Below are 12,034 nucleotides of genomic sequence, written 5' to 3' on the forward strand. Positions count from 1 at the left end.
AGCACGATTTTTTGCTCGCAAAAATGGAATGAACTTGTTTAGTGTTGGATATTCATGATCTGGAATGAAAATCTTTACCTGTTCTGGGTGACGGGTTGGATTTGCGGTCCACATACCCAAATCAATATAAAATTCGGTAATTAAGGCGTTTAAGGCAATGCGATCTTCAGCAAGTGCTGATTGAGTCAAGTCTTGCGACATGAAACCGTATAAAGCCAATAATTTTTCAATGTGTTGGTTGAAAGAACCAACAACATCAACATTCTCGCCGGAAGCATCTGTAACCGTCTTGTATATTTGGAAAGGATTGATCAGACCATCTTCTCCGTTCAATTTGACAGAAATTCCATCAGAATACTTGGATACTCCCGCATATTCGCCAGATGGGTCAAAGGCAGCGACACGATGTCCACGTTTAAAGGCATCCTCAACCAACATTTTCTGCAAAGTTGACTTTCCATAGCCCGCCGAGCCAAAGAATCCTAAGAACGGACGTGTACGGTTTCGACCATCACGCAGATATGGATTAAAAATGGCTACTCCTCCTGTGGAAGTAGTCCCAATAACTGTTCCATAATCATCATCTTGAGAAGATGAGTCCTGCCAATAGGCTCCTCCTAGATCAGCAGAGGACATTGACAATCCCTCTTGTCGTTCTGTTAGTTGATCCAATTGCTTGCTTGCTGGCGTCCACATTGAACGCCATTCATCAAATTGGAATTCTGTTAAAGTAGCAAATTTAAAATCCGAATACTTAGCAGCGATATCCCGGCATGTTTGTCGAAGCTTTCGTTTAGTAGAAGCATAAACAATCAGGCGAATATACACCTTCATGGCCTTCTGATCATTACGATTAATGCTGTATGCTAATCTAGCAAATTCGGCCCCAGACCCGGTGTAAGCATCCGTCAGATTCTCGTCATGAACTTCAATATTTGAGTCCGCTCGATTCAACTTTTTGTTAAATTCTTGTGTCGATTCAACAGTAGTGGAAAGCATGAAGATTGTATTTGGAATTGTCGCTAATTGAGCCAACCAATGATTGGGCAATTCAAGCGCTTTAACATCATGGACATACATGATTTGTGCATATCCATTTGGTAACTTTGTATAGTCACTGTGAATCGATATATTACCGTTTGGCTGGGTTTTTAACAGTGTACTAAAATCGTATTCATTGGCCTCCATAGGCTCTTTAAATAGTTTTTGCATAATTGTCCTATCCGATATATGAAGCTGGATTATTTAAAGCATACATACGTGCTTCTTTTTCATCACGAGTAAGCCCACGAAACTTAAAAGGTGCATTTTCATTGCTCGATAAGTTTCTTAAAGTGGCCATCTTATTTTCTAGTTGCCCCTTATTTTTGGCAAAAACTGCCATTAAAAATTCACGAGACCAAAAGTTATTCTCAACGAAAATCAAACGATGAATTTCGCCGTTGACCATTTCGAGTCTTCGATTCAGTTGATGCCGCTTTCTAGGGTCAGTTTCTTTAGCAATCGCTTCCAGTAGAAGCTCCTTATTTTTTTGCCAAGACTTTTGTTGTTTTTTAGTATTAACCTTGAATGAGTAACCAAAAAAATTAATGTCCGTTCCGGTACTTTGCGCTCGGAAAAAGGCACCGGCCGATTTGACGAGCTCTTTGCTTTGCTCATAAGTTAAATCATCAATTGACATCCCACGAACCAAAACTAATTCAGCATAGCTACCATCTTTTAAAGCAATGTAATTATGGACATCATGAGTTAGACCTTTGTACCCCAGGAAAGCAACCATGCTGTCCATTTTGCTTTTCAGTGATTTGTTATTAAAATCAAAAGGCACAGGTTCATAAACCTGGTTATTTACCTTTTTAACGTTTTCATTTACAAGAGGCATTATTATTTCTCCAAGTCTTTCATGCTAAACTTTTTATAATTTTGTTTTCGGCGTCTGCGTGAACTGTTAAATTGCCAAATCATGAAAAGCTCATAATTACGTCTCTCAGGATTATTTTTTGGTCGCATTAACAAATAGACCGTCATCACTGAAACAATCAAGATAGCTAACATTGCTAGACCAAATTGATTATCAGGAAAGAACTTGTACAACACAAAATCAATAATTCCTGAACCAATAACAACAAAAATATCTTTAAAATTTATTTTTGATTTTCCAAAAGTCACGTTTTTACGAACCTTAGCGGCCACTGACCAATTGTTATTTGCCATCGTAAACTCCTTTTTTATTGCTACCCTTACTATGTTTTTTTTGCGATATTTTACGCATCTCCACCTTTTTTCAATAAAAAAGACCCTCACCAAAGTGAGAGTCAAAATATTTGATCATAAATGGCATTAAAAAAAGACCTTCTAACGAAGGCCTTTTCCGTTTGTCTTAATTTTTTGAGATAGTTACAGATATTAGTACTTGCTATTTTCTTTATACCAATACATTTGAGCATCCAGTCCTCGATTAAAGTAACGTTGAGCTAAATCACTCTCCCCGTCTTTATTAATCAAACTACCGGATTCTGAATCGACACTATCGTTCTCGGAATCATTTGTCCAACCTTTATTAATTCCAATTGCAACATCATAGTAAGTCGGCCAATTCTTTAGTGAGGACTTCAATTGATCATTCGGATAGAGCGTTCCATCTCGTCCAGAGTTACTTAAGCCAAATTCCGAAGGCTTAATATATCCTGCAGTAATAACCGTTGGGATATGGTGAGGGTACTTCTTCTCTAAATCCAAAATTACTTGCCTTGTTTCGGAACTAATCTCTTTTTTGTTCGGATCATTGGTGAAAAGAACAAGTACATTATTCGTCTTAGCTGCCTTTTTAACATCGGCAATTGTCTTCACCTTAAACTGGGATTTCTCCCATTCGTAATTCGAATTTTTGTCTTCTGTTTTAGCACTGGTAGTAGTGGAAGTTGAATTTTTGTGAAGAATATATCCACCACCAACTACTACAATAACCGCAATTCCAGAAATTAATAACCAAAAACCTTTCGTCAGCTTAATCATAATGTTTACCTATTTTACCCTTCTGTAATAACTCTATTATACCAATAACAAAAAGGTAGAACAATTCTGTTCTACCTTTTCATTTAGCGCCTATTTTGTTTAGCACTTTTATGTGGATCTTCTTGTTGTTGACGCATACGTTGTAAGGCTCTTTGCCTACGCATACGATGTTTAGCTTGTTTTTGTGCAGCATCCTGCTTAATATTCTGCATACGCTCTTGATAACGACGAGCTCGATCGGATTGCTCTAGTCGGTTCATCCTTTCTTGAACACTTGGCGACTGCTGATGAGTATCTGCCTCCCTATTTTCAGGATCTTCAGAAGGATTATTAAACTCCATCATCTTATCCTTGGCATCATTACCTCGCTCATCAGAACGATTCATCTCTTCAGATGTTTCTTTGCTATCATTTTCATCTGAATAAACGTGATTATCTGGGTTTTCGGTAATATTATGATCATTGGAATTATCATCCGACTTCATCATTTTATTCTTAGCATCCTTGCCACGTTGATCAGAACCATCTAATTCGTTAGATAATCCTAATCCACCAGAATTATCTGCTCCCTTGGAATCATTTGAATTATCTGAGCCATCGGGATTGAGTTCATCTTGACCATTACTATTCTTATCGTTAGCTTCACCCTCTATAAGCTGCTGGGCTTTCTTTTTCCCTTCTTCACCTTCAGAGAAACCAGGATTCTTTCTCGCTGGATCGTCCTTTTCTTCTGCCGCAGCACGAGCTTGTTCTTGACGAAGTCTGCGCTTTTCGGCCAATTTAGTGGCTCCAGAACCAGCCACTGCCCCCAGCGCAACGCCTGGAGCAGACATACGTCCTAAGAATCCACCCTGTCCTTTACCACCACCTGACATACCAAACTGCTTTTCAATCGCTGAAGAACCGTCAAAGCAGGCAAATGCGAGGATTCCCATGACTAAGAGATAAATAATGCCTCGAATAAATCCACCTGCTCCATCCACACTTCCTGCGACTTTTTGTGGCAATGTTCCAATTAGACTGCTGAAAATTTGAAGCATAAACAGATCCATGAAAATACCTAGCCACCCATTAATTAGGTCGTTAATTGTACCTTTAACCCCCTCAACAGAATTAGCGGCATCACGTCCGGCTACTACTGGAGCAACGACAACCTTTCCAAACATTCCAATCGAGGCTCTCATGATTTTAACAGCCATGAGTCCTCCAACAATAATAATGATGAGGAAAGCCCCAGTTGCTGGAATATTTTGGACTCTATACCTTTTATAACTCTCATCCAAAGAATGAAGTACACCACTCTTTAGGCTAAGTTTTGTTAACCGATACTTTTCACCATCGCCACTTTTATTTGCAATAGTATCTAATTTATAGTTGAAAACACTTCCAATGTCGAAAGTTTTTTTATTATTCATTTGCTTCCCTGCTGCATTCAATGCAGAAACATCATCTTTGTCGATTGAATCTGAGAAATCAGGGACCTGATTTTTACCTAATTGATTGTAAGAAGTATTTCCATCTGAAAATGGCTCACTTGCAAATGAATCTACTGCCCACTTTTCCATGTCCAGAGTATTTGTTTTTAAGGGAGTATCTGCCAAGCCAATGTTGGAAGAACCACTACCAACCAAGTTATTCATAAATTGGCCACCAGCATAGAAAATCAGTGGGAGAACAAGTACTAAACATGTATTACCAAAAATATTTTTTAGCTTTCTTTTTAACTCATCGTTCTGGCCGGACCCCATAAACCCAAACATTGAAACAATGGCATAAATTCCCATTAAAGAAAAACTGATTGTAACGGCTGCAAAGTATAGAATATGCAACGCTGAATTACCATTCTCAATTAACATCTTTGGTAACTCGTAAACTGGGAATAAAGCCGCCTTGATTAAATACTCCACCCCTGTTGCTAAACCGTGTAAAAGGTTGTACCAACCATTTTGAATCCAGCCAAGTACGCTATTAATTACATTAGCACTAGGATGTAGCCAATCCTGTCGATCCAAATAAAACTTTATTAAATCATTCGAATCAGAAACTTCGTGTTTATTATTTGTAATCCAGTCCCAAGCGTTTTTTATCCAGTTATCTGTGTTGTAATTATCAAAGCCAGTACCAGGAAACGGTGACAAATTACTCATTTTGAATCCTCACTTTCTTTATTCATATATAAGTTCCACCAAGCTGCATAGCGTGGATGTGTTTCGAGATACAAATGGTCAAACAGATCTAGATAATCGATACGATAATCATCTAAGTTCAAGTACCTCTGTGGACTATCAACTTCAATTTTGGCCAATTCTGGTGAAGGACTTAAATAACCTTGTAAGAGATTGTAAGACGCTGGCATTCCAGTCCATCCGTAGTCATAAATTGGATTAGTTGTGACCAAATGTCCCTTTAAATCATTATTCTTGGCAGCTCGGAAAAACAACATTTGACCTGGCCGGAAATTGCGAAGCTGCTCTGGGTTTAACAAAGGTTGTTCCTTAATTTGGCGATTACGATTATCCACATCAGCAGTATTTTGGCCTTGTGTGCTATAAGTGATGGTCCGATTACCAAGCGCCTTACTAATCTCCTCAGTGGTTTCCTGGGAGGACGACTTAATATAAGCAAAATTAGAAGAGTTAGCACGAATGGTTGCTGCTGTCTGCTCCCCATATACATCTTTTAACTGCTCGAGATTTTGCAACACTAGAGTAAATTCAATGTTGTAGCCCAAAGCTGAAGATAGCTTTGTTTCAAGTCTTGGCCACTTTGGGAAGTTACCAAATTCATCCATTAAGAAGTGCATTCGATTAATTACTTTGTTTTTGTTTCGTTGTGCCCAATCATAATTTTCTTGATAGAGTTGTTCCATAAAGAACATGGCAATCATGTTGTATTGGGCATTTAGCGGAGGCAAAATAACAAATAAAGCAGTTCGCTTTTCAGAGTAATCAAAATTAATTTCTAAAGAACCATAAATAGGATTTGACTTAATATTAGTGTCAATTTTTTTGATCTGGTATCCATCAATGACATCTAAACCGGTATAAGGATCTTTCTCACGATTAGCACGGCTCCCAAAGCCACTGAATCGATACTTTTTGAAGGCCTGAATAGTAATACTTTTATCCACCAGTATCGTGTCCGGCGGTAAAGTTTGTAAGTTTTTGGTATTTTCGTGATGTTTAAAATTGACCTTAAATGTTGTTTCATCATCAAGTTTTGGCTCGATTGCGTACTGAATCAGACCCATTTCATCAGCAATCACTAAGTCTACATACTCTTTTCCACCTGCTGTAAATGAAATCTCAGCTTTACGATTTCCAAAATAATGAGGTAGTTGTACTTCCATTACCCTTGGAAAACCAATTGAAGAATATCGGAAGTTATTGATTGTTGTGAGTTTACGGACGTTCACATCAGAAGTGAAAATTTCAATATCTGAAAACATAGAGGCATAGATGTTTCCTTTTGTTTCAGACCCACCCATACCAGACTGATTAAAGGCAGAAACTGCCATATCCAGTAAGGCGTCAGACTCACCTTTTTCGATGTTCTGTTGTTGAATAATTCGGAAACAATCGACTAACATATCCAATTTGTTTTTCTGCTTCGGACGATCCTGGAAAGAGATTTCATTTGATGGTTTTAAGAAACGTTCACCAGTAGATGAACTAACTGATTCTTCTGTCGTTCCCAGGACTTGAAGCATCTCAGCAACGTTAGCGATGGTGACCTTGTTCCAATCATTTTCACGCCTCATTAACCACAGTGTAGCCAATGTTAGACCTGAAAATGTGGCTGAGGCTCCGTTTGTAAAGAACTTCGATTTTGCATCAGAATCTTCACTTGGAAAAATGGTATTGGCCAGCTGACTAACCTTGAGCCTTGCTTTGGGGTAATTACCCTTTTTGGCGTAATAGATTGTTTGTGAGAGCAGGTTGATTGGCATGGAGTAATTAAGATTATCAAAATTAGCAATTTTAACATCATAATTATGCTTCCGAAGAAGTTCCATCGTCATCGTTGATAGTTCACCCTTTAAGTCACCAATAATCAGCGATTGATCCTTTTCCCCTCTTGCAACTAAGTCGATAGTTGGTTCTACTAAGGTCTTACCTTTACCTGCTCGGGTGTCGGCATTGATGATGGTATTAGTTGGTTTAGAGTCAACAAAATAGACCCCTGGTAGTTTTCTAGGATTTGGGTGTTTAGCACCCGGTTCTGATGACTTGTATTTCAGAAAACGTTTTGGGATAAATTTGGGAAGTGCCGTTGCGAAATATAGTTTCAACCCTTCCTTATTCCAATTAAATTTATGGCCAGCAGGGACTGAGCCATAACCTGAAAATGTGTCACCACGGTCTGGAACTGCTTGATATTGCTGTTCTAATTCATAAGGTTCTGTAAAGCTTGCTCCACCAAATTCATCAGCTTGTTCATTCTTGATATTCTTCCATGAACGATAAACACCAAACTGGCCAACTATCATAAATGCCACAAAAACAATTCTCCACATAAGTGAATTTTCATAGGTAAGATGCGGAATTGGCTCTAAAACAGTCACCCAGTTGAATGGATTAATGTAATTAAGAATTTCTCCCGAGACACGTCCGAATTGATCATTAATCGTGCCCCGATTAACTCCAACAATCTCTGTATAAAATGACCAAAAAACGACAATGAAAAAGTTGGTAACAACCACTGAGACCCATGTGATAAACAGGATGTTCTTTGTTACCCAAGCTGGGCTGCCCTTTTGAAAAACACGTCTGCCAAAATACGGATCACGTTTACTCTTGATTTGGGAAAGCTTAGAAAAACCAATAACAAAAAATAAGCCTAAAAGACTCTCTAATGAAAAAAGTAAAAAAGGTCGGCAGAAAGTAATAATGTTGGATAGAAGGCTCATACTAACCCCCCCGTTTCATTATCGTATTCGAGCAACCACATCGCCTCAGGAAGCGCCGGGCGGCCACTATACCCCTTCACAATCGGAAAAGCCTTCTGAAGCTGTCGATGGAGATCAGCCTTGTCCTTACCTAAAAAGTAGCGTGTCCCAGTGGATTCTCCCTGGGCAACATAATAAGTTTTTTGTCGCATAAGTAACCTCTATATTTTGTTTGCTACCCTTACTATGTTTTTCTTCCGATATTTTACGCATCTCCACCCTTTTTCAATAAAAAAAGCCCCCACATTTGTGAGAGCTATACACAATTATAGTTATTTATAAAGGATAAAGAAAAAAGGCACGAAGATGATCAAAACTGTGTTTTAGATATTTCGGAAGCTAGAACAACTATACTTCATGCCAATGTTTATTAAAGTGATCTTCTGCATTATTTTCAATAAAAAGTTGCTTGAACACATCAATCAATTCTTCAGCACTATACGTAGTAGATTGTGTAGAAATATCTTGAATAACCGAATGAGAATTAACGTTGAACAGCTTTGAATATAGTTCTTTTCCCCTATAGAATTTATTTCGATCAATAGAAGTAAACTCTAAGTATGTTTCAATTATCCTCCTCATGGAGTTTAACATTGAATTTGTTAAGTTATTCTTCTTTAATTCAGATAACTCTATCCATAAAGAATCATAACTTGTTCTTAAATCTTCTTTTTCAGACTTGACCAACCTAAATTTTCCCGACTCGATGGAGTAAAAATTACATTTATCATACTTTGTCAAACCGTTCTTATCTTTATATGCCCCATGTGGTGAAACGTTTAAGTAAAAAAAGACATTATGTGTAAGAATAACAATATAATCTCTACTTGAACGTATTACGTGTCTGTATTCAGATTGAGCGCCATACAGATTCTGTAATTCGGTTATGATTAAATATTGCATTGTTGCATCGTTTGATGTCATAGGATCATCAAAGATAATAATTCTTTGTTTATTGTCTGGGGAGGGTACTAACAATTTTTGCATAAAATATAAAAAAGCAATAATATTTTTTTCACCCGTAGATAACTCCTTGACGCCTCGGTATGTAGTAATTCCTCGTTCATCACACTGTTTAATTTGATAATATCCACTGGATTCATCATCCAAGTATGCAATGGACCACGGAACAAAATTACGGAGTTTTTTATTTATATTAAGAACTGCTTGTTCCTCCGCTTTCGGCTTGAGCAATTCGATTTCTTTCTCAATATTAGATATTTTTTTCTCTAATTCTAGGCGCTCATGGTCTTTCTGCTTAAAATCGGATTGCGCCTCCTTTTTTAGCTTTTGAGCACTCTCTAACTGTGCATGAAACTTATGATACTCGGCATCATCGAGTAATTGCTTGATTTTATCAAAGCGTAATAAATCTTTAGCTTTTTCTTTTTCCTTAGCAAGACGGTTACCATAGTCTATATTTTTAGAAACAATTGTATTGTATAATTCTAGGTTGAAATCCGTTGGTACCGCTAAATTTATTTTTTGTTGTTCACTAAAAAGATTCATGTTTTTATCATGAAGTTGATTGAGCAAGTTTTTCAAAAAAAATAAAATGTTTTCTTTTTGCTTTGTGAAATCTTTTTCCAAATTTTGGACTTCATCAACATATTGTGGGTAGAATTCCTCTGAAGAGATGTTTAGTGATTCAACTTTTTGAAGTAGAAACTCTATATCTGTTATTCCTCTATTAATTCTATTTTGCAATTCACTAATCTCATCACTGGAAAAAAACGTCTCCAACTCATTGAATGTCTGTTCAGATATGGGGTTGCCACAAAACGAACAGATTGTGCCATCTATGTGTTTGTGAATTTCCATCCCTTTTTGTGCAAATCTAATAGCTTTGTCCGAGTTTTTAAGCCTTGGAATTGTTTTTTTTTGTTTAACTTTACTTGTAATGATTTCGTTAACACTTTTTAAATACAATTCAAACTTCACAGGATTCCATATTATAGGATCTACTGATTTCTTTTGCGAATTGATGGTTTTTTCTAGCTTAGAAATTTCAGACCCAGGTATCGACTTTGCTTTATTTTTTTCTTTTTTTAAATTAGTAATATTATACGACGTACCAGAAATCTGAGGATTACTTGTATTTTTAATAATGGAAGCTGCATTCGAAAGAATTCCTCTGATCTTATCTTCTAATTCTGAAACGGAATCGTTTGCAAGAAATAATTTTCCCCGGAGGGTAGAAGAGTCGTCATCCTCTTTGGATCCAATCTCTCTCTGGATGACATCCAAAAGCTTTTTTTGAGAATCTTTATAGTCCTCTTTTTCTGCAATTAATTTTTGATTTGAACTTGCATTCACTTCAAGCGCAAATGCATTTAAATGATCATTTTCTCCGAGTAATTGTTCAAATCCAGAAAAAATTTGCACATCATATTCAGAGCAACATTGCTGCTTAATGATTTCAGAAAAAGTTGATTTTCCTGCTCCATTACGCGCAAAAATGAAATTTTTATTTTTTAAACTAACTATTTCTTCTTGGAAAGTCGAAATACTTCTAGGGACTTTGGCTGATGGTACATTAATATTAATTTCTAACATTTATAGTATTCTCCCACATGATATATAGAAAATCTATTACATATAAAACAGTAAGATCACGGTAAAAAAATTTGATTTTGATTAATATTATATAATTCGGAGTAATTCAATCAGATTGATAAGTAATAAGTTAGTTCTTTGATAGTTATCACCCCACACTTGAATGGTAACATATCCAGCATTAATAATTTTGAAACTGCCAATAATCCAAAGAAAATAATCGGAATATGTGCATGAACAAAAAAAGCTTCTTACCCCCAATTAGGTAAAAAGCTCACCATTCAAAAAAGACATAAAAGATAATTAAATAAGAAGTTTCAATTGACCATTATCAGTATCTAGTTCATAGATTTCACCATCATATTGCTTTGCTAATGTTTGTAGTTCTCTTAATTTCATGCTATTGTGATCCATTACAATTACAATACCTCATTAGTCAGTATTGTTAGTTATGAGTTTTGACTTTTCATCTTTGTCAAGAACAAAATTAACATCATTATTCTTAACCTTGGTAAAGAAGTTATGGCTAAAACCAGCGAAATTGTGGTCATCAATTGTTGTTCTAACCAAAGAATCTTGATCTGTCCAGATGCTGTCTTTTTTGAAAGTGTAGACATATTTTGGATACATCAAACCCTGATCAATAGGCTGAACATTTTCAACGTTCCTAATTTCTCCGATATTATAGTTAATATATTCTGTAGTTGGTGTATGATCTTTTCCGTTATTTGTAGAAGTTATCGAAACGGGTATTTCTTGTGGGACTCTATATGTTAGTTGATCCAAATTTTTTAACAGTTCATCGTAAAGTGTCTTTTGACTTGGAAAAGCAGTTTGTTTCTCTTTGTTAGCTTTTTCTTTTAATTCCTTAGTATGATTATCAAAACTTTCTTTATCTAGCTTTTTAGCGGTCGATAGGATTTCTTGATCATTCATCTTGTTTATCTTTGAGATTGTCAATTGTTCATCATCATTGACGTGTTGTAAATTATAAGTAGTAATTTTACTATTTTTCAAAACAAACACAGTTGAAATAACGGTGCTTCTGTCAAGGTCTTCTAGTTCCGCACTGTACCAGATTGTTTCGCTCTTAGAAGAAAGGGCCGAAGATAAAGTGTTATTGCCCATTTTCTGAGTTGGTGCGTCATTTTGATGTATTACTAATCGAATTCCTAAAATACTAGCGATTAAAAGGAACACTAAAATCAAAATAGAGATTTTTTTCTTTTTTAATAAATTTTGCAACATATTGTTGTCCGCTTTCTAATTTATACTGTGAGTTAACACTCTGAATACCTTTACCGTTATCTTGAGTTAGAACCATTTCCATTTCCTCTTCCGAAGGCATAAAGCGAATGGTAATGGTTCGCTTGGAAAATGGAGCAGTCAGTTTTGAACCATCTAAAAGTCCAGCACCATTAGCAAAGAAGTTAGGATATTTCATATTAAATTCATGGGCATTTGGAACCGGAATATAAACTTCATATGGTTTATCACCGCGCCATAAAGAAACTA

9 protein-coding genes are annotated in these 12,034 nt (G+C 36.3%); all 9 read right to left on the bottom strand.

The annotated features are described in order from the left end of the window. A partial coding sequence (locus IV71_RS06625) for a helicase HerA domain-containing protein (RefSeq protein WP_156405644.1) occupies positions 1 to 1,212 on the bottom strand: 1,212 nt, incomplete at its 3' end. A gap of 7 nt (positions 1,213 to 1,219) precedes the next feature. Then, positions 1,220 to 1,882, bottom strand: coding sequence for a hypothetical protein (locus IV71_RS06630; RefSeq protein ID WP_010691930.1), 663 nt, complete (start codon positions 1,880 to 1,882; stop codon positions 1,220 to 1,222). A 2-nt stretch (positions 1,883 to 1,884) separates the two neighbouring features. Then, positions 1,885 to 2,214, bottom strand: a complete 330-nt coding sequence (locus IV71_RS06635; RefSeq protein ID WP_010691931.1) for a hypothetical protein — start codon at positions 2,212 to 2,214, stop codon at positions 1,885 to 1,887. Between the two features lie 192 nt (positions 2,215 to 2,406). Further along, positions 2,407 to 3,015, bottom strand: coding sequence for a hypothetical protein (locus IV71_RS06640; RefSeq protein ID WP_010691932.1), 609 nt, complete (start codon positions 3,013 to 3,015; stop codon positions 2,407 to 2,409). 83 nt (positions 3,016 to 3,098) lie between these two features. Beyond that, positions 3,099 to 5,162, bottom strand: a complete 2,064-nt coding sequence (locus IV71_RS06645; protein ID WP_010691933.1) for a DUF8208 domain-containing protein — start codon at positions 5,160 to 5,162, stop codon at positions 3,099 to 3,101. Beyond that, complete coding sequence (locus tag IV71_RS06650) at positions 5,159 to 7,924, bottom strand: type IV secretory system conjugative DNA transfer family protein (protein ID WP_010691934.1); 2,766 nt, start codon at positions 7,922 to 7,924, stop codon at positions 5,159 to 5,161. The genes IV71_RS06645 and IV71_RS06650 overlap by 4 nt, the downstream gene beginning before the upstream one ends. Positions 7,925 to 8,311: 387 nt before the next feature. Further along, positions 8,312 to 10,519, bottom strand: coding sequence for an AAA family ATPase (locus tag IV71_RS06660; protein ID WP_056995051.1), 2,208 nt, complete (start codon positions 10,517 to 10,519; stop codon positions 8,312 to 8,314). A 432-nt stretch (positions 10,520 to 10,951) separates the two neighbouring features. Continuing rightward, positions 10,952 to 11,767, bottom strand: a complete 816-nt coding sequence (locus IV71_RS06665; RefSeq protein ID WP_158534694.1) for a hypothetical protein — start codon at positions 11,765 to 11,767, stop codon at positions 10,952 to 10,954. Then, positions 11,700 to 11,963, bottom strand: coding sequence for a hypothetical protein (locus IV71_RS06670; protein WP_010691941.1), 264 nt, complete (start codon positions 11,961 to 11,963; stop codon positions 11,700 to 11,702). The genes IV71_RS06665 and IV71_RS06670 overlap by 68 nt, the downstream gene beginning before the upstream one ends. Positions 11,964 to 12,034 lie beyond the last annotated feature (71 nt).

Origin of the sequence: Fructobacillus fructosus KCTC 3544, from assembly GCF_001438695.1 — a bacterium.
Classification (GTDB): domain Bacteria; phylum Bacillota; class Bacilli; order Lactobacillales; family Lactobacillaceae; genus Fructobacillus; species Fructobacillus fructosus.

What these genes read in the sequence shown, in the direction of transcription:
- IV71_RS06645 (WP_010691933.1), bottom strand. Translation starts at nt 5,162, where the DNA reads ATGAGTAATTTGTCACCGTTTCCTGGTACTGGCTTTGATAATTACAAC.
- IV71_RS06650 (WP_010691934.1), bottom strand. Translation starts at nt 7,924, where the DNA reads ATGAGCCTTCTATCCAACATTATTACTTTCTGCCGACCTTTTTTACTT.
- IV71_RS06665 (WP_158534694.1), bottom strand. Translation starts at nt 11,767, where the DNA reads ATGTTGCAAAATTTATTAAAAAAGAAAAAAATCTCTATTTTGATTTTA.
- IV71_RS06660 (WP_056995051.1), bottom strand. Translation starts at nt 10,519, where the DNA reads ATGTTAGAAATTAATATTAATGTACCATCAGCCAAAGTCCCTAGAAGT.
- IV71_RS06640 (WP_010691932.1), bottom strand. Translation starts at nt 3,015, where the DNA reads ATGATTAAGCTGACGAAAGGTTTTTGGTTATTAATTTCTGGAATTGCG.
- IV71_RS06630 (WP_010691930.1), bottom strand. Translation starts at nt 1,882, where the DNA reads ATGCCTCTTGTAAATGAAAACGTTAAAAAGGTAAATAACCAGGTTTAT.
- IV71_RS06670 (WP_010691941.1), bottom strand. Translation starts at nt 11,963, where the DNA reads ATGAAATATCCTAACTTCTTTGCTAATGGTGCTGGACTTTTAGATGGT.
- IV71_RS06635 (WP_010691931.1), bottom strand. Translation starts at nt 2,214, where the DNA reads ATGGCAAATAACAATTGGTCAGTGGCCGCTAAGGTTCGTAAAAACGTG.